At 71.5% G+C, this 18,513-nt stretch carries 16 protein-coding genes; 12 read left to right on the top strand and 4 right to left on the bottom strand.

All coding sequences use genetic code 11. The annotated features are described in order from the left end of the window. The first annotated feature begins 2 nt into the window (after positions 1-2). Genes V6D49_RS03860 through V6D49_RS03890 form a run of 7 tightly spaced genes read left to right on the top strand, consistent with a single transcriptional unit; the run spans position 3 to position 7,731 of the window. Positions 3-1,028: an NAD-dependent epimerase/dehydratase family protein gene (locus V6D49_RS03860; protein ID WP_340563661.1), complete on the top strand. Its 1,026-nt coding sequence runs from the start codon at positions 3-5 to the stop codon at positions 1,026-1,028. After that, positions 1,016-2,302: a DUF4910 domain-containing protein gene (locus V6D49_RS03865; protein ID WP_340557123.1), complete on the top strand. Its 1,287-nt coding sequence runs from the start codon at positions 1,016-1,018 to the stop codon at positions 2,300-2,302. Before V6D49_RS03860 ends, V6D49_RS03865 begins: the two co-directional genes overlap by 13 nt. 5 nt (positions 2,303-2,307) lie before the next feature. Next, on the top strand, positions 2,308-3,618 hold the full coding sequence (locus tag V6D49_RS03870; RefSeq protein WP_340557125.1) for a hypothetical protein: 1,311 nt from the start codon (positions 2,308-2,310) through the stop codon (positions 3,616-3,618). Then, positions 3,615-4,559, top strand: coding sequence for a glycosyltransferase family 2 protein (locus V6D49_RS03875; protein WP_340557126.1), 945 nt, complete (start codon positions 3,615-3,617; stop codon positions 4,557-4,559). Before V6D49_RS03870 ends, V6D49_RS03875 begins: the two co-directional genes overlap by 4 nt. Further along, positions 4,556-5,788, top strand: a complete 1,233-nt coding sequence (locus V6D49_RS03880) for a polysaccharide pyruvyl transferase family protein (RefSeq protein WP_340557128.1) — start codon at positions 4,556-4,558, stop codon at positions 5,786-5,788. The genes V6D49_RS03875 and V6D49_RS03880 overlap by 4 nt, the downstream gene beginning before the upstream one ends. Positions 5,789-5,799: 11 nt before the next feature. Further along, positions 5,800-6,351, top strand: a complete 552-nt coding sequence (gene rfbC / locus V6D49_RS03885; protein ID WP_340557130.1) for a dTDP-4-dehydrorhamnose 3,5-epimerase — start codon at positions 5,800-5,802, stop codon at positions 6,349-6,351. A 9-nt stretch (positions 6,352-6,360) separates the two neighbouring features. Next, positions 6,361-7,731, top strand: coding sequence for a glutamate-1-semialdehyde 2,1-aminomutase (locus V6D49_RS03890; RefSeq protein WP_445330460.1), 1,371 nt, complete (start codon positions 6,361-6,363; stop codon positions 7,729-7,731). 7 nt (positions 7,732-7,738) lie between these two features. Here V6D49_RS03890 and V6D49_RS03895 read toward each other — a convergent pair whose 3' ends face one another. Next, on the bottom strand, positions 7,739-8,389 hold the full coding sequence (locus V6D49_RS03895) for a phosphatase PAP2 family protein (RefSeq protein WP_340557132.1): 651 nt from the start codon (positions 8,387-8,389) through the stop codon (positions 7,739-7,741). Between the two features lie 310 nt (positions 8,390-8,699). Here V6D49_RS03895 and V6D49_RS03900 point away from each other — a divergent pair, with 310 nt between their 5' ends. Further along, on the top strand, positions 8,700-9,128 hold the full coding sequence (locus V6D49_RS03900; RefSeq protein WP_340557134.1) for a hypothetical protein: 429 nt from the start codon (positions 8,700-8,702) through the stop codon (positions 9,126-9,128). Positions 9,129-9,243: 115 nt separating this feature from the next. Here V6D49_RS03900 and V6D49_RS03905 read toward each other — a convergent pair whose 3' ends face one another. From V6D49_RS03905 to V6D49_RS03915, 3 genes are all read right to left on the bottom strand, one after another. After that, positions 9,244-9,885: an SMI1/KNR4 family protein gene (locus V6D49_RS03905; RefSeq protein WP_340557136.1), complete on the bottom strand. Its 642-nt coding sequence runs from the start codon at positions 9,883-9,885 to the stop codon at positions 9,244-9,246. A gap of 266 nt (positions 9,886-10,151) precedes the next feature. Next, the gene (locus tag V6D49_RS03910; protein ID WP_340557138.1) at positions 10,152-11,207 is read right to left on the bottom strand and encodes a cobalamin B12-binding domain-containing protein; all 1,056 of its coding nucleotides are present in this window, start codon (positions 11,205-11,207) and stop codon (positions 10,152-10,154) included. Further along, positions 11,204-12,826: a PP2C family protein-serine/threonine phosphatase gene (locus V6D49_RS03915; RefSeq protein ID WP_340557140.1), complete on the bottom strand. Its 1,623-nt coding sequence runs from the start codon at positions 12,824-12,826 to the stop codon at positions 11,204-11,206. The genes V6D49_RS03910 and V6D49_RS03915 overlap by 4 nt, the downstream gene beginning before the upstream one ends. Before the next feature lie 586 nt (positions 12,827-13,412). Between V6D49_RS03915 and V6D49_RS03920 the strand changes: the two genes are divergently transcribed. From V6D49_RS03920 to V6D49_RS03935, 4 genes are read left to right on the top strand one after another with little or no spacing between them, the layout of a single operon-like run. Continuing rightward, positions 13,413-14,723, top strand: coding sequence for a helix-turn-helix domain-containing protein (locus tag V6D49_RS03920; RefSeq protein ID WP_340557142.1), 1,311 nt, complete (start codon positions 13,413-13,415; stop codon positions 14,721-14,723). Further along, positions 14,720-15,469, top strand: a complete 750-nt coding sequence (locus V6D49_RS03925) for a toll/interleukin-1 receptor domain-containing protein (RefSeq protein ID WP_340557144.1) — start codon at positions 14,720-14,722, stop codon at positions 15,467-15,469. Before V6D49_RS03920 ends, V6D49_RS03925 begins: the two co-directional genes overlap by 4 nt. Next, entirely contained in the window at positions 15,466-17,448 is a 1,983-nt protein-coding gene (locus V6D49_RS03930; protein WP_340557146.1) for a hypothetical protein, read from the top strand. Before V6D49_RS03925 ends, V6D49_RS03930 begins: the two co-directional genes overlap by 4 nt. Further along, on the top strand, positions 17,445-18,512 hold the full coding sequence (locus V6D49_RS03935) for a hypothetical protein (RefSeq protein WP_340557147.1): 1,068 nt from the start codon (positions 17,445-17,447) through the stop codon (positions 18,510-18,512). The genes V6D49_RS03930 and V6D49_RS03935 overlap by 4 nt, the downstream gene beginning before the upstream one ends. Position 18,513 lies beyond the last annotated feature (1 nt).

Raw genomic sequence — 18,513 nt, forward strand, 5'->3', positions numbered from 1 at the left:
CCGTGCGTGTACTGCTGACCGGGCACCAGGGCTACCTGGGCACCGTGATGGCGCCCGTCCTCGCGGACGCCGGGCACGAGGTCGTCGGGCTGGACGCCGGCCTGTTCGCCGACTGCGTGCTGGGCCCGCCGCCCGCCGACCCGCCGGGTTCCCGGGTGGACCTGCGCGACGTCACGGCCGAGCACCTCGCCGGGGTGGACGCGGTGATCCACCTGGCCGCCCTGTCCAACGACCCGCTGGGCGCGCTGGCGCCCGAGCTGACCTACGCCATCAACCACCACGCGTCCGTCCGGCTGGCCCGGCTGGCCCGCGAGGCCGGGGTGCGGCGCTTCCTGTACGCCTCGACCTGCTCCGTCTACGGCGCCACCGGCGGGGACGACCTGGTGACCGAGGACGCCCCGCTGCGCCCCGTGACGCCGTACGCGGAGTCCAAGGTGCGGGTGGAGGACGACCTCCACGCGCTCGCCGACGGCGACTTCAGCCCGGTGTACCTGCGCAACGCCACCGCCTTCGGCCACTCCCCCCGGCTGCGCGCCGACATCGTCCTGAACAACCTGGTGGGCCACGCCCTGCTCTCCGGCGAGGTGCGGGTGCTCTCCGACGGCACCCCCTGGCGTCCGCTGGTGCACGCGGCGGACATCGCGCGGGCCTTCGCCGCCGCGCTGGTCGCGCCGCGCGAGGCGGTGCACGACCGGGCGTTCAACATCGGCAGCGAGACGAACAACGTGACGGTCGCCGAGATCGCCGAACAGGTCGCCGAGGCGGTGCCCGGCTCGCGGGTGGTGATCACCGGGGAGACGGGCGCCGATCCGCGCTCCTACCGGGTGGACTTCTCCCGGTTCCGCGCCGCGCTGCCCGGCTTCGACTGCGCCTGGACGGTGAAGCGCGGCGCACTCGAACTCGCCGACGCCTACCGGGAGCACGGGCTGACCCGGGAGGGCTTCGAGCGGCGCTTCACCCGGCTCGCCGTGCTGCGCGCGGCGTCCGAGGCCGGCTCCGTCGACGACACGCTGCGGTGGCGCCGGTGAGCCCGGGCGAGGAGATGTACGCGCTGGTGGAGCGGTTGTACCCGCTGTGCCGGAGCATCACCGGCGACGGGGTGCGCGCCACCCTGGACATCGTCGGCGCGTACCTGCCGCTGGAGGTGCAGGAGGTGCCCACCGGCACGCGGGTGCTCGACTGGACGGTGCCGCAGGAGTGGAACATCCGGGACGCGTACATCGCGGACGCGGGCGGGCGGCGCGTCGTCGACTTCGCCGCGTCCAGCCTGCACGTCCTCGGCTACAGCGTGCCCGTCTCGGCGACGATGCCGCTGTCCGAGCTGCGCCCTCACCTGCACACCCTGCCGGAGCACCCGTCCTGGGTGCCCTACCGCACCAGCTACTACCGCCCCGACTGGGGCTTCTGCCTGGCCCAGGAGACGCTGGACGCGCTGCCGGAGGGCCCCTACGAGGTGCGGATCGACTCCACCCTCGCCGACGGCCACCTCACCTACGCCGAGCACGTCGTGCCCGGGCAGGTCGCCGACGAGGTGATCGTCTCCGCCCACGTCTGCCACCCGTCGCTGGCCAACGACAACCTGGCCGGCATCGCGGTGGCGACGTTCCTCGCCCGGGAACTGGCGCGTCAAACGCCCTACTACACCTACCGGTTCCTGTTCGCGCCCGGCACCATCGGGGCGATCACCTGGCTGGCCCGCAACGCGGAGCGGGTGCACCGGGGAGACGTCCGGCACGGGCTGGTGCTGGCCTGTGCGGGCGACCGGGGGCGGCTGACGTACAAGCGGAGCCGGCGCGGCGACGCCGGGATCGACCGGGTCATGCGGCACGTGCTGGGCGCCTCCGAGCGTCCGCACCACATCGCCGAGTTCACTCCCTACGGCTACGACGAGCGGCAGTTCTGCTCGCCCGGCTTCGACCTCGGCGTCGGCTCGCTCAGCCGGACCCCGTACGCGGGGTACCCCGAGTACCACACCTCGGCGGACGACCTGGACTTCGTCACCCCCGAGGCGATGGCGGACACGCTCGCGGTCTGCCGAGAGGCGTTCTCCGTGCTGGACCGCGACCGGCGCTACGTCAACCTCAGCCCCTACGGCGAACCGCAGCTGGGCCGCCGGGGGTTGTACGACGCCCTGGGCGGCCGCAGCGACGCCAAGCAGGCGCAGCTGGCCCTGCTGTGGGTGCTCAACCTCTCGGACGGCGAGCACGGGCTGCTGGACATCGCCGAACGCTCCGGGCTGCCGTTCGACACCGTCGCCGCCGCGGCCGACGCCCTGTGCGGCGCCGGACTGATCAAGGAGTGACGCCGATGACCACCGGGAAGGGGACGGAGCCGGCGACGGCGGGCCCGGCCGGACGCGCCCGGCGGACCGCCCGACGGGCCCTCGTCGGGCGGCTGTCCTGGGGCCTGGCCGACCAGGCGGCCTCCAGCATGACCAACTTCGCGGTGGGGATCTTCGTGGCCCGCTCGCTCGGGCTGGCCGCCTTCGGCGTGTTCAGCCTGGCCTGGGTGACGTACGGGGTCGTCCTCAGCGTCTCGCGCGGCCTGGCCACCGACCCGCTCGTGGTGCGCTTCAGCGGCGTGCCCACGGCGTCCTGGCGCGGGGCGGTGGCCCGGTCCTCGGGGACCGCGCTCGGCGTGGGGGCGGTCATCGGCGCGCTGTGCCTGGTGGCCGGGCTGGGCCTGGGCGGCACCCTGGGGTCGGCGTTCGCCTGCCTCGGCGTCATGCTGCCGGGGCTGTTGCTCCAGGACGCCTGGCGGTACGCGTTCTTCGCGGCCGGCACCGGGCGGAAGGCGTTCGTCAACGACGTCGTGTGGGGCGTCGTGCTGATCCCGGCCATGGTCGTCGCCGCCCGCGTGGGGACCGTCGCCGCCTTCGTCCTCGCCTGGGGTGCCTCGGCCGCGGTAGCCGCCGTCTACGGCTGCTTCCAGACCGGGCTCCGGCCCGCCCTGACCACCGTGCGCGCCTGGGTCACCGAACACCGCGACCTCGGCTACCGGTACCTCGTCGAGAACACCAGCGTCAGCGGCGCGAGTCAGCTGCGGGCCTACGGCCTCGGGGCGATCGTCGGGGTGGACGCGGTGGGGGTGATCCGGGGCGCCGAGCTGCTCCTCGGCCCCTTCCTGGCCGTGCTGATGGGGCTCTCCCTGGTCACCGTCGCGGAGGCGGCCCGGGTGCTGCGGCGGGCCCCGCACCGGCTGGGCCCCTTCTGCCTGGCGCTGGGCGGCGCCCAGGCCGCCGCCGCACTGCTGTGGGGCGCGGCGCTGCTGCTGGTGCCGGACCGGTTCGGCGAGCTCGTGCTCGGCGGCGTCTGGCACGCCGCGTCGGAGCTCATCGTCCCGGCCACGCTCGGCGTCGCGGGCGCCGGGCTCGGAACCGGCGCGGCGGCCGGGCTGCGCGCGCTCGGCGCGGCCCGGCGCAGCCTGCGCTGCCAACTGTTCGCCTCCGCCTGCTACGTCGGCGGCGGCCTCGGCGGAGCGGCCGTGGCCGGCACGGTCGGCTCCGCCTGGGGCGTCGCCGCCGCGACCGTCTGCGGCTCGGCCGTGTGGTGGCTGCACCTGCGGTCCGCCCTGCGCGAGCACCACCCGAACCACCTTCGCGAAGTGAGGACACCATGACCGCCCAGCCCCGGCTGAGCATCGGCCTGCCCGTCTACAACGGCGAGGAGTACCTCGCCGAATCGCTCGACGCGCTGCTCGGCCAGACCTACGAGGACTTCGAGCTCGTCATCTCCGACAACGCCTCGACCGACGGGACCGCGGACATCTGCCGCCGGTACGCCGCACGGGACCCGCGCGTGCGCTACCTGCGGCTGCCCCGGAACATCGGTGCCGCGCCGAACCACACCCACGTCTTCACCCGGTGCCGGGGCGAGCTGTTCAAGTGGGCCTCGCACGACGACCTGTACGCCAGGACCCTGCTGGAGCGGTGCGTCCAGGCGCTGGACGAGCGGCCGGAGATGATCCTCGCGCACAGCGGACAGGCCGTCATCGACGGCGACGGCCGGGTGAAGGTCCCCTACGCCTACGGCCTCGCCACCGACTCCCCGCACGCGCCGGAGCGCTTCCGCAGCCTGCTGTTCGAGCCCGGCGGCGACGACTTCTACGGAGTGATGCGGGCCGACGTCCTGCGCCGGGTGAAGCCGCACGACAGCTACCACCACGCGGACCGCACGTTCGTCGCCGAGCTCACGCTGCACGGGCCCTTCCACCAGGTGCCGGAGCTGCTGTACTTCCGCCGCGACCACCCCACCCGCGCCGAGCGGGCCAACCCGGGCAAGCGCGCCCGGTGCGTCAACCTCGACCCGCGCCGGGCGGGCCCGCTGCACCCGACGCCCCGGCTGCTCGCCGAGTACGTCTGGGGCTTCGTCGCGGCGGTGCGGCGGGCGCCGCTGTCCCCGGCGGACCGGCGCGCCTGCTACCGCCACCTGGCCGCCTGGCTGACCAGCCGGGCCCGGCCGGGCGCCGGTGAACGGGTCGAGGACCGCGCCCCGGTCGACCCGGAGCGGCTCGACGTCTCCGTCGACGCCCTCGTGGCGGGCCGGGAGGGACGCTCATGACGCGCGCCCGCACGTCCCCGGTACGCGTCGGGGTGTTCGGGCTGCTCGGCTCCGGCAACCTCGGCAACGACGGGTCGCTGGAGGCCGTCCTCGGCCACCTCGGGGAACGGCACCCGGAGGCGGTCGTGGACGCCCTGTGCGGCGGGCCCGAGACCGTCGCGGCCCGGTACGGGATCCGCGCGACCCGGCTGCACTGGTACCGCGGCGAGTACCGGACCGCGTCACGTGCCACGGCGATCGCGGCGAAGGGTCTGGGCAAACTCGTCGACGCCGTCCGCACCGCCGCGTGGGTCCGTCGGCACGACGTGGTGATCGTGCCGGGGATGGGCGTCCTGGAGGCCACGCTGCCGCTGCGGCCGTGGGGCTTCCCGTACGCGCTGTTCCTGCTCTGCGCGAGCGGCCGGTTGTTCGGTACCCGCGTCGCCCTGGTGAGCGTCGGAGCGGGACCGATCGGCAGCCCGGCGACCCGCACCCTGATCCGCTGGTCGGCCCGGCTGGCCGCCTACCGGTCCTACCGGGACCCGCAGTCCCGCCACGCCCTGCGGGCGATGGGCGTGGACACCGCGCGCGACGAGGTCTACCCGGACCTCGCCTTCGCCCTGCCGACGCCGCCCCCGGGCGCGTCCCCGAGGCGGCCGGGCACGGTCTGCCTGGGCGTCATGGACTTCCACGGCAGCGACGACGAGCGCGACCGGGCCGAGGAGATCCACCGCCGCTACGTGGACGGGGCCACCCGCTTCGTGCGCGCCCTGGTCGCGGAGGGCAGGCCGGTCCGGCTGCTCACCGGGGACGGAGCCGACGCGGCCGTGGTCGCGGCGATCCTCGGCGCGGTGGACTCCCCCCTGGTGACGGCGGCCGAAGCGGACTCGCTGGCCGACCTGATGCGGGAGACCGCAGCCGCCGATGTCGTCGTGGCGACCCGCTACCACAACCTGGTCTGCGCACTGAAGGTCGGCACCCCCACGCTCGCCCTCAGCTACGCGGCCAAGAGTGACGCGCTCATGGCCCGGATGGGCCTGGACGCGTACTGCCACCCGGCCCGCGCGGTCGACGCCGACCGGCTGCTCGGGCAGTTCCGGGCGCTGGAGGCGGCATCGGCGGATGTGCGGCGGACCCTCACCGAGCGCAACCGAACCGCCGTCCGACAGCTGGAGCACCAGTTCACCGTCCTCGGCACCACCCTCTTTCCGACGACCGACCACGCCCGAGCCCTGCGGGAGACCCGATGAACGCGCCCGGAATGACAGCGACCGAGGTCCCGGCCATCGCCGGGGCCCACCTGTTCGAGCCGACCCCGCACGCCGACGAACGCGGCTTCTTCTGCCGCACCTTCGACGCCGACGTGGTCCGCTCCGTGGGCCTCGACCCGGACGCCTTCGTCCAGGACAGCCTGTCCCGCTCGGTCCGCGGCGTGCTGCGCGGCCTCCACCTGCGCTCCGGCGCGGGCGAGGCGAAGCTGGTGCGGTGCTCGTACGGGAGGGTCTTCGACGTCGTCGTGGACCTGCGACCGAACTCGCCGACCTACCGCAACCGGGCCTTCTTCGAGCTGTCCGACCAGACGCAGGCGACCCTGTACGTCCCGGCCGGATGCGCGCACGGCTTCCAGGCCCTCACCGGGACGGCCGACGTCTCCTACCGCATCGACCGCCCGCACGACCCGGCCGAGGACGTGACGATCGCCTTCGACGACCCGGAGCTCGCCATCCCCTGGCCGCTCCCCGTCACCGCCATGTCCCGCCGGGACCGCGAGGCGCCACCGCTCGCCGAGGCCCTGCGACCGCAGGGGAGTTGAGAGGCCGCCATGCACAACGACGCCACCGAACCCACCGTGTCCACCGTGCCCGGCGTGCCCGCCGAGGAGCCGTCCCTCCCCCGGTCGCGGACCGCGAACGAGCGGCTGCACGCCCTGATCCCCGGAGGCGCGCACACCTACGCCAAGGGCGACGACCAGTACCCCGAACACCTGGCCCCCGTCATCAGCCACGGCGACGGGGCCCACGTGTGGGACGTCGACGGCAACCGCTACGTCGAGTACGGCGCCGGGCTGCGCTCCGTCAGCCTCGGCCACGCCCACCCCCGGGTGATCGAGGCGGTACGGCGCGAACTCGACCGCGGCAGCAACTTCGTCCGGCCGTCCATCGTGGAACTCGAGGCCGCCGAACGCTTCCTGGCCACGGTGCCCACGGCCGAGATGGTGAAGTTCGCCAAGAACGGCTCCGACGCCACCACCGCCGCCGTACGGCTCGCCCGCGCCGCCACCGGACGTCCCCGGGTGGCCCTCTGCGCCGACCATCCGTTCTTCTCCGTCGACGACTGGTTCATCGGCACCACGCCGATGTCCGCCGGCGTTCCGGCGGCGACCGACGAGCTCACCGTGACCTTCCCCTACGGGGACCTGAGCGCGACGGAGGAGCTGCTCACCCGGCACCGGGGCGAGGTGGCCTGCCTGATCCTGGAGCCCGCCACCCACACCGAGCCCCCGCCCGGATACCTCGCCGGACTGCGCGCGCTGGCCGACCGGCACGGCTGCGTGCTGGTCTTCGACGAGATGATCACCGGCCTGCGCTGGTCGGAGGCCGGTGCCCAGGGCCTGTACGGGGTCGTCCCCGACCTCTCCACGTTCGGCAAGGCGCTCGGCAACGGGTTCGCCGTCTCCGCACTCGCCGGACGCCGCGCGCTGATGGAGCTCGGCGGACTGCGCCACTCCGGCGACCGGGTGTTCCTGCTGTCCACCACCCACGGCGCCGAGACGCACGCCCTGGCGGCCGCGATGGCCGTGCTGACCACCTACGTCGACGAGGGCGTCACCGCGCGGCTGCACGCCCTCGGCGACCGGCTCGCCGCCGGGGTCCGCGACGCGGCGGCGGCCATGGGCGTCGGCGACCACCTCCTCGTCCGGGGCCGGGCCAGCAACCTGGTCTTCGCCACCCTCGACGAGCACGGGCGGCCGTCCCAGGAGTACCGCACCCTGTTCCTGCGGCGGCTCCTCGCGGGCGGGGTGCTGGCCCCGTCGTTCGTCGTGAGCAGCGCCCTCACCGACGCCGACATCGAGCACACCGTCGACGTGGTGGCCCAGGCGTGCGCGGTGTACCGCAAGGCCCTCGACGGTGGGGACCCCACCCCCTGGCTGGGCGGACGCCCGGTGCGGCCGGTGTTCCGCCGCCGCGCCTGACCGCCCGTCACCGAGACGCCCTGCGCGGGGCGTCGGCCACCCGGTCGACCAGCCACGCGGCCGCCGGGACCACCGCCAGCGCTACGCACCAGCCGCCGAGCGCGTCCGTCGGGTAGTGCGCCCCCAGCGCCACCTGCGCCCAGCCCATGGCGGCCCCGGCGGCCAGCGCCGCCCCGAACACGAGCGCGGTTCCGGCCGCCCGGCCCAGACCGAGCCGGCCGGTCGCGAGCAGCGCCACCACGAGGGCGAGGGCGGTCAGGAAGGCGGTGTGCCCGCTCGGGAAGGCCAGGTGCCCGTCGTGAATGGTCCGCCCGACCACCGGCTTGAGCAGCTTCGTCGCCCCGACGCTCAGGCCGGCGCCGACGACCGCGAGCACCGCCGCGCGCGGAGCCCGCAGCAGCAGGCAGCCCGCCACGGTGACCACGACGAGCGCCGCCGCTCCCACCGGCTCCCCCAGGAAGTCCGTGGCCAGCGCGACACCCCGCCACGGGGGGCCCGGCTCGTGCACCGCCGCCCAGACCGCCGCGTCCACCCCGCTGGCCTCCCCCGTACCGGCGTACCGCATCCCCAGCACACCGACCACCACCGCCGCGAGGACCGCCACCACCCCCCACACCCCCCGCAACACCACCAGCGCCTCCGGCAGAGCCCGGCTCACAGCCGTCCGCCGCCGAACACGAGGCCGCTCGTCGACTTGGGCGCCTTCGTTCGGGTTCACTACGTCTCCCCGGCATTCGCGCTCGCCCCCGCCCTTTCGGCAGAGCCGTACGGCGACGGGTCCAGAATCCCCCTCACGGGCAGGCCACGCGGACCCGCACGCGCGTCGCGCGATGCCCGTCAGCGTAGTTGAGGATGCCCGGAACGCTCAGGGGCGTGACACGTTCCAAGGGGGCGCACGGATTGTGTGCTCACGACTGCGCATTGTCGGCGTCCTCTGGTAAGACTTCCCGCTCCATTCCGAGCGCCAGTTGACCATCTACCTCGATGAGATGGTCAACCTGGGGCTGCTCATCCGGCTTCCCGGGGAAGAGCGTGCCTACGCGATGCGCAGTCCCAACGTGGTGAACATGCTGGGCACGCAGGCGGAGCTGGAGATGGGCGAGGCAGACCGTGCGGCCGGGGACGTGGACGCCGCGGCAGCCGACGGGATCGGTGGCCGGGTCAGCGCCGTGCGCGCAGTGCGGCCAAGACGGCACCGATGGCTGTGCCGGAAGCGTGCTCATGGTGTGCGGCTCCAGAAGGAAGAAAAGGTGCAGGGGCCGCAGGACGGACAGGCCGCGGCAATGAACAGGTTGTACCGGGGCGACCCGGTACAACAACGCGTACGGGGTCAGCGGCGGGCGTCGCCCGGCGCGAGGGGACTGGTCAGCTCAGCAGTCGTCTCCGGGGAGTGCTGAAGTACCGGCGCACGTTGTCAGCCTTCCCGTCACCCGGTGAGACGGCGTTGGAGGCCATGTCTGGGACGATCTCCAATGTCGGGGCGACGTGCAGGATTGGCCGGAGTCCCCAAGGTCAGCGAGCCGCCGCCCAGGCTTCAGCACGCCACCCTGGCAGTTCCTTGTCCAGCCACTCCTCGACGGTCCTCCGCCAAGGATTCGAGGGGTCGTCGCCGGCGACATCGGCCCAGGCGTCCTCTGCGATGTCGGTGTCGACGAACAGGCTGTCGAGATAGGCGTCGAAGTTGTCGGCGACCTTTGTGAAGACATGGTTGCCCAGATACCCCGGCCAGGCGATGGCATGGACGAGCGCGTGCAGTTGACCATGCGTGGCCGGGTTCAGGTCCAGGAAGAGGGTGTCGCCTCCACCGTTGCGGGCGATGGGCAGCAGGCCGGCCAGGGGCACGTTCTCGGCGAGCCACCCGTCGCGACTGCGCCGATACTCGCCCAGGAGAGTTCCCCAGCCGTACTCGCCCGTGGCGTCACGGCCCAACTGGTAGAGGTCGTCGAAGCCCTGGATCGGCTCTGGTTCACAGCCGGGGAGGCGGACCGAGTAGTCCAGCTTGTCCCCGCCGGCGGCTTCCAGGAACAAGCGGTACGCGGATGGCAGGGGCAGCCCGATCTCCCGTTCCAGCTCGGCACACTCGTCTGGGTCGAACGGCCTGAAAGCACCGCCTACCAGGCGACCCCTGTACCAACGCGCGAGCTCCTCGGACACGGACGGATTGTCGCACCCCGCTACGCCACCGCCGAGGGCTACGCACCCCTCATCAACAGCCTTCCTTGCCAACAAGACTGTAGGCGGGCCCGGCCGTCGCCCCTCCGTCAGCGGTCCACCAGGGCCGACGCCGGCTAAGCGCACGATCTGACACGGATGTTCCTCAACCCCCGACCGCGTCCACGGCCGGTCGGGGGGATGGCCGCGTCGTGCGGGAGAGGCCACTCCTCCCCGGCATCCGGGGGTGGGCGACGGCCGCGAAGCCGTCAGGCACCGGGGTGGTTGCTGAGCACATCGGCTCCGTCGCCCAACAGACGTCGGGCTCGTGGGAACTCGTGCAGTTGCTCCCCGAGCGAGTCCAGGACCGGCACAAGCGAGAGCGCGGGGACGCGGCGGGCCGTGAGGATATCCGCCGACCAAGCCAGGAAGCGGGTGAAGACGTCGGAGTCGTCGACGTAGAGGCCCGTCGCCAGGAAGTCGACGATGTGCGCCAGGGTCTCGGCGGTGCGTTCACGCTGCTCGTCGTCGTAGCGACGTACGGCGGGAAGTCGGTCGGACAGGTCGGCGAGGGTCTGTTTGATCAGCCGGGGCCGCGCCCGGACGACGAGGGTGTACTCCTGGTCGGCCAGGTGCGGCAGATCGTCCACGGGGTGCCGGGTCGCGGTGGACGAGGGGGTCTCCACGCCGGCCGCGAGGACGTCGGCGGCTTCCCGGGCACCGGGCGCCCAGGCGTCCGCACCGAGCCGCCCGGCATAGCGGCCGTCCGGGCCGAAGGCGGCGCCACCGGCCAGCACGGGGGTTCCGACGGCATGGCAGGCGCTGATCGCGGCGTGCGCCGCCGGCAACCGCGTGGGGAGCGAGGAGGAGAGCAGCACGGTGTCGGCGGTGGTCCGGTGCAGGTGGTTGATGAGGTGTCGGGTGGAGGTCTGGGCGCCGAGGAAGTCCACACGCCAGCCGCGCAGCCGCAGCACTCCGGTGACCAGTCGGGCCGGCAGGGCGTGCCACTCGCCCTCCACACAGGCCACCACCACCCGACCGCGTGGCGGTGGAGGCGCCACGCCCGCGTCGGGCATGCTGAGCAGGGTGACGATCCGGTCGTTGATCGCGGTCGCGGCGTGCTCCCGCGCCACGGACAGCCGGTCCTCGGCCCAGGCCTCGCCGATCCGCCCCTGGATGTCGGCCACGACGGCCAGCAGCAGCGTCTCGGCGTCAGCGACCGACCCTCGGGCCTGCCGGACCAACTCCAGGGCCGTGGCCCCGTCACCGTCGGCCACCGCGTGCCACAGGCCGTCACGCAGCCCGTCGAGCGCCGACCCGCTCACGGTCCGTCCCCGGACGGTGCGGTCGGTTCGCCGTGGGCGCGGGGCGCTCCGACGGCGACGATGGCGATGTCGTCGTGCCGACCTCCGCCGACCCACTCGCCGACGACCATCTGAACGCGCTCCACCACGGCGTGGGGCAGCATGCCTCCACACTCGACGAGGACCTTGGCCAGGCGTGCCTCGCCGAAGAACTCGTCTCCGAAGGGGCCGCCGCGTGCCTCGGTGACGCCGTCCGTGTACAGCAGGCAGGCTTCACCGGGTGCGAGCACCGCCTCGACCGTGCGCGAGGACACCTCGTCCACCACGCCGACCGCCGTCCCCTGGGTCGGCACCTCCTCCACCGAGCCGTTCAGCCTGACGACCAGCGGCGGCGGGTGCCCGGCGCTGGTCATCCGCAGGGTCACACCCTCCGGGCCGCGGCGCACGGAGGCGAGAACCAGGGTGGCGAAGCGGTGGTGCCGGGAGAGGAGCACCGACTGGTTGAGCAGGTCCAGAACCCGTCCGTGGTCCCCGGTGAAGGGCAGCAGCGCCAGCAGCGTGCTGCGAATGCGTCCGGTGAGCACGGCGGCCTCCAAGCCCTTGCCGGCCACGTCGCCCAGGACCACGAGTGTCTCGTCCCCGTCGCCGGCGCGCGGGTGGACGTCGTAGAAGTCACCGCCGACCTGATCGGCGTCCTGTGCCGCCCGGTAGGCACCGGCGTACTCGACCCCGTCGAGGGGACCGAGGGTCGGTGGCAGCAGATCACGCGTGAGCACGGAGGAGATCTCCGCCTGCTCGGCGAAGGTGCGGGCGGAGGACAGTGCCGCCCCCGCCCGCACGGCGAAGGAACGGACGAAGACCTCCTCAGCGGGGTCGAACGCCGCCCGAGCGGCGCTACGCAGCAGGACCAGCGCCCCGGAGGACTCGCCGTGTCCGGGCAGTGGGACGACACTGACGGACCGCACGGGCGTGTGCGGTCCGGCCGGCAGGGCCCAGTCCGGTAGATCGCCCGGGACGATCCAGCGCGCGGTGGCGGGTGGGAAGCCCGCGAGGGCCTCCGTCAGGCCGGGCAGTCGAGCGGGGTCGAGCGCCTGCTGGTCGAACGTGACCGGGCCGCCCCGCCGGGCCAGCGCGAGAGGGTACCGGCGGCCCTTGGCCGAGGCGATGACCACGACGGCCTCGGCCAGATGGTCGGCCGCGGTGCGTGCTATCAACTCCAGACAGCGGTCCACGTTCAGAGCGGACAGCAGGGCGGTGGAGACCTCCGCGAGCACCGTGGCGCGCTCCCGCTCCTGCTGAAGCTCGCGATCGGCCCGCACCCGGTCGGTGACGTCCAGGAGCCACCACACCACGGTGCCGTCGCGTTCCGGCATGGGGCGCGCTTCAAGCCGACGGTCGCCGACCGGCCCCGCGTAACCGTCACCCTCCCCGTCGGCGGAACTCAGACCACGGTGCGCCTCGGCGAGCCACCCGGGCACCGTGACCGGCCCGGTGTCCACGGCGAGCAGGCGCGCTGCCCGGGTGTTGAGACCGACGGGGGCGCCGTCCGGACCGAGTCTCAGCACGGCGTAGGGCGTCCGGTCCAGGTCGCTGACCAGATTCCGGACGATGTCACGCGAGGGGGGAGAGGGAGAATCCATTGCTTCGGGAGTCCCGGCGGCTCCCAGCCTCCTGCCTGTCGCCGTCACTGCAACGCAGCAACTGTTTCCCACCGTACAGGTTGGCCGGCCGGGCGTCTCCGTCGCCGATGCACCGTTCACGAGCACGTCACCCACCCGATCCGAGCCGACCCCAGAGCGGGCACGGCGCGCTCCGTGAAGTGGGCATAAAAATGTGTTCCACCTGGACGCAGGCGTCAAGAAGCCAGCAGAGCGGATTACTCAACTTAGTCAAAGGCCGTCGGGCACACGAAGCGTCAAATGAGCGTCACAGATCGAGGTCGGTTCGGCACCGGAACTCTGGCACGTCGTGCCTCCCCGTAGAACGCGACGCTTCCACCGGTACGGAGCCTCATACCGATGGAGTCGCGTCGGTGCGCCCAGTGCATGGCAGAGACCCACGCCGAATGGGCAGCGTAGTCGAGTTTTACCGACGAGGCTTGCAGCGCTCTGTCACCGGAGATGGAAACGGGAAACAGCTTCGATCGCCTTGTCAGTCCGGGAGTTGGTGCAGCACTCTTCCGTGCAGTACCGCCTCAGCCCGGACGACCGGGTTCGGGAGGGTCCCGTGCCACATCCGTCCACATCGTTCGGCGAGGAACTGAGGAAGCGACGTCTAGAGGCCGGGCTGAGCCTTACGGGCCTGTCCGGTCTCGTGCACTACAGCAAGGCGCAGCTCAGCAAGGTCGAGCGGGGCATCAAAGCACCCAGCCGTGATCTCGCACGGCTATGTGACGCCACGCTCGGTGCCGACGGGGGGCTGATCGCCCTGAGCACCCCAACCGCTGTCGATTCACCTGTCGTATCGGCGCCAGGCCGGGTCGAGGAGGAGAACTGGATGATGCAGCTGTCACCGTACGGCCCGAGCTCGTTCGGGCCCGTGGGCCGACGTGATGTGGTGAATGCCGGTGTCGCATCGCTGATGACCTGGAGGTCCGACGGATCGAATCCGGCTTCTCCGGCCGCCGGCGCGGGCATGCTGGAAGCCTCACGCTCACTCTTCACGCACTACCGCAGGCTCGGCCAGGCCGTGGAACCCGGCCTGCTCCTGCCCGTTCTGATCACGCAGACACACACGCTGCGAGAGCTGTCGGCTCAGAGCGACAGCGGCACCAGGCGTCGCCTGCTGGCGCTCGGTTCCCGGTACGCCGAGTACGTGGGCTGGCTGGTGCAGGAGACCGGGAACGAGCGTGCGGCGCTGTGGTGGACGCAGCGTGCAGTCGACCTGGCCGCCGCCGGCGGTGATCAAGCACTGGCCGGCTATGCGCTGGTCCGCAGGGCGTTAGTCACGCTGTACCGGGAAGACGCCGAGCAGACAATCGCGCTGGCCCGTCGAGCGCAGAGTGGCGTGCTTCCGTCACGGATCCGCGGTCTTGCCGCTCAGCGCGAAGCGCAGGGTCACGCCCTCGCCGGCGACAGCAGCGCCTGCCTCCGTTCCCTGGACCGGGCCCGTGCTCTGCTCACCCGCCCGAACGACGGTGCCGACGACCCGGTCATCGGCTCTATGCATCTGCCCGATCCGGTCGGCATGGTCACCGGCTGGTGCCTCGTCGATCCCGGACGACCGCGCGAGGCGGGTGAGGAGCTGGATCGGCAGCTCGCACAGGTCGGCCCCGACGCGGTGCGCACTCAGGTGCGATACGGCGTACGCCGCGCCCTCGCCTATGCCTCCGCCGGCGAGGTTGACCACGCGTGCGAACTCACGGAGCCACTGCTCGACGGCATGACGGCTGTGCGCTCGGCGACCGTCACGACCGATCTCCGACGACTTGTCCGGGTGTTGGCTCGCTACCCGGACCACCCACTGGTGCGTCGGCTGGCACCGCGGCTCGGCACCTTGTCACGTCCGAATACCTCTCTCGAGGAGTCACCGTCATGAACGAGATCTTCATCAACTACCGCACCGGAGACGGGGAGAAGACCGCGGCACTGCTCCGCCAAGGGCTGTCGCACCGCTTCGGCCCGGGACACGCGTTCCACGCGTCACAGTCCATCATCCCCGGCGAAAGCTGGCCCGAACGGCTACTGGTCGCGGTACGGCGCAGCTCCGTGCTCCTGGCCGTCATCGGACCGGACTGGATGAGCTTCCGCACCTGCCTGGAGAATCCGGAGGACTGGGTGCGCAAGGAGATCGAGGAGGCCTTCACGTGTGAGGTTCCGGTTGTCCCCGTTCTGGACGGGCGCAAGACCAGTCGACTGAGCAAGGCCGATCTTCCGCCCACGTTGCGAAGGCTCGCCGATCTCCAGTCCATCGCGTTCGAATCCGGTGACACCGACGCCTGTGTCGCGCGCATCAGTGAACTGATGGCCGATCTGGTTCCCAGCCTCAACCGGCACGCGACCGAAACGGGTGCGTCCGTGCCGGGCGGCGTGACCAATTCCATCAAGGCCGTGCACGGTACAGCCGTACAGAGCCGTGCCTTCACCGGTGACGTCGGCACGGTCATCAAGGGCGCCCAAGGTCCCGTCCACACCGGGAACGGCAACATCTACTCGCACTCACGTCATGTCTCCGGCGACCGTCACTTCTCCGGCGACGGGATGACGTACTTCGAGGGTGACCACCACGGCGCCATCCAGCACCGGTTCACTGAACGGGACGCTCAAGAGGACAAGAGCCGGTGAACCACACCTGCACATGGGTCCAGGACTCGGGCATCACGGTCGCAGGCCCAGGCCCCGTCTACATCGGCGCAGGGCTTCAGGACTCAGACAAACCGGCCTTCCGCCGGATCGCCGAGGACCAACTCCGCAGACTGCGCTACGTGCTGGTGGCACCGCCGTGTATGGGTGAGGCTCGTGCCCAACTTGCAGACTCCGGCACCGTCATCCTGGACGGTGTCCCCGGCAGCGGTCGGTCAGCAGCGGCCCGCGTACTGCTGCACGAACACCACCGGGACAGTGGTGCCTTCCACGAACTCCTGCCTGGTGAGGAGGGCGAGCTTTCCCTCCACGACCCCGCTCTGGTCGGGTCCGGTGATCAGTTGCTGCTCGACCTGTCCGCCGCGGACGACAGCCGCTGGGCAGCGGCCCAGGCCGACCTCCCGGCTCTGCGTAGGACTGTGCACGAGCAGCGGGCTCATCTCGTCGTGATCATGCCGCCTTACGGCGTTCTCGACCCGGAGCTGCAGTACTGCCGTGTGATGCTCGAACGGCCTCCCGGCATTGGCGTCTTCCGGCGGCATCTGCGTCTACACGGTGTGCCGCCTGAGCAATACCTCCGTCCGGACGAAACCGTCACCGGGTTCCTGACGGCCAAAAGGCCCATGCGGGAGATCGCGGAATTCGCCGACCTGGTGCGCCGAGCACGCGAGGCCGGTCAGCCGGGGGATGGATTCGGTCAGTGGTGCGAGGCGGCCTGGCAGGCTCGAAACGACGGCCGGCGGGAAGCCGCCGCGCTCGTCTCCAAGATACGGGAAGCCTCGCAGCGAGCCCTGCTGATCGCAGTGTCCATGCTGCACGGGGCACATGCCGATGTCGTTCACCGCGCGACGCAGCAACTGCTAAGCCTCCTCGGGCTCCCGCCGGAGGGCGACTCTCCGTTGCAGCACCGGGACCTGGCCGAGCGACTCCTCGAGATCTCGGCCACGGTTGCCCCCAACGGGCAGGTGAGGTTCGAGAAGCTGGACTTCGACTCGGCCGTGCGTGCCCACTTCTGGGACCACATGCCGGATCTCCGCCCCCATCTCGGTACCTGGGCCGGGAGTGTGGTGGAGCTGAACGACCCACACGTCGTGACCGTTGTACGCGACGGACTGGTGGAACGAGTGGCCGGTGAGTATCTGCGGACCGGACGTGCGGACCGACTGGGGAACCTCGTTGAAGCCTGGAGCACCGGTGTGACGAGCCGCCCTCGCCTGGAAGCGGCCGTTCATGCGCTCACCCGAGGGCTGGCAGACCCGGCGCACGCCAGGAACATCCGCGAACAGATCTACCAATGGTGCGCCAAACGGCGCCTCAAGGGGGAGCTCGCGCAGGTGCTGGTGCGCGTTTGTGCTGACGTCCTCGCGACCAGCCATCCCGATCAAGCCCTGGTCAGGCTCTATCACCTGGCCCGGCGTGAACGCGGCACGACGCGTGCCCGGCAGGCGCTGTATGAGCTGGTGACGCGCAGCCGCCGACTGCACCGCGTGCTACTCAACCGTCTCGCTCATTCCGACTTCTCACCCGCCAATCTCGGGATATTCCTCCAGGTCAGCGACCCCGAACTGTTGACGCTCCGTCCCGGCAACTCGCACGCCTTGGTCGAGGAGCAGAGCGCGCAGCGCTCCCTGACAGCCTGCTGGCACGCGGTACTGACCGAACTGCCGCCTCCACAGTGGCAGAGCGAAGCACGACGTTGGCTCCACTGCGCGGCCGCAGACACCGGGCCGCTCGGTGGGCTCCTGCTCGACCTGCTTGTCGGCGCGGCGCAGCGGTGCACGGAGAAGCGGGGCACGACCTTCGCTCTGCTGTACGCGTGCGCCCGCGACGCCGAGCGCACCGGTCCGGAAGATGCTGCACGGGCAGCCGAGACCACAGGTGTACTGCTCCACAAGATCAGCGTGGCTCAAGGCATCGCACCGGCCACACCGACGACCTCACCCAGGGGAACTCGACCATGACAACCACGCGGAAAACCGCAACCGTCTTCCTCACCGTTCTAAGCGGTCTCCTACTGAGCATCGTTGGTTTGACGCAGCGGTGGCCCGCGTGGGCATGGCCACTGGTGGCAGCAACGCTGCTCGTCGTCCCCGCGGTCGTCTTCCGGATCAGCGCGACGCGCCGCGGACCAGTACCGGTGGCTTTCGAGGAGCAACTCACGGCCGCCCCCACGGAACGCACGCACCATCGCGTCAGCCAGGTAGTCCTACCCAGCAAGTGGCCCGACTACGACTTCGTCTTCTCGGCGACGGTGCGCTGGTATCTCGTCGACGCTCCCGCGTGTGCTCCCGTGCTCAACCCGGCGGGCCTCGCCGTCGACGCGATCCTGAAGCGGGCCCGCGCCATCACCGAGCAACGAGAACCCATCCGTGTCTCACTCGTCGAGCAGGAACTGTCCGGCGCCCTCAGCCCGATGGCACCCGAGTCAACCGGACACCTCCAGGCAATGGCGCAGGACATCCAGGTTGTCCTGGCTCAGCAGGACCAAGAGCGCCTCGACAAGCTCGCCAACGTACGCAAGGACGAAGCGGTGTGGGTGCACCAGCGCAAGTACGAGCAGAGCAAACGCCGGTACTTGGGCGAGGACGTCCTCAAGGACACCGGCAGCGCCGTGGTCTGGTGGCTCACCAAGAACGACGAACACGTGGAACGTACGGTGAACGACCTGGGCCTGCTGGCTCAGCTCACCTCGGCAGCCAATGACGCCGACATTCCCGAAAGACTGCGAGATCTGATCTCCCAGCAGAACGGCGAGCCGACGGCATCGGACTTCTGCGGAATGGAGCCTTCCTCAGCTCCTCAGGGGAAGGAAACGGCCACCACGCGTCTCTCCGACTTCCTTGACAGCGTCGGTTTCACTGACGGAGATGTACGCCGCCCGATGCTCGCGGCACAGATCGCGGGTCTCATCAAGGAGCAGAACCGCCACGAGACCGCCGAAGAGATCCAGCACCACTTCGATCCGCCGACATCCCTGGCAGCTGATGACGACGAGGCGCCTGCCTCCGGCGCCCCTTTCGTCTAGG

The organism is Streptomyces sp. GSL17-111 (assembly GCF_037911585.1).
Taxonomy (GTDB): Bacteria; Actinomycetota; Actinomycetes; order Streptomycetales; family Streptomycetaceae; genus Streptomyces.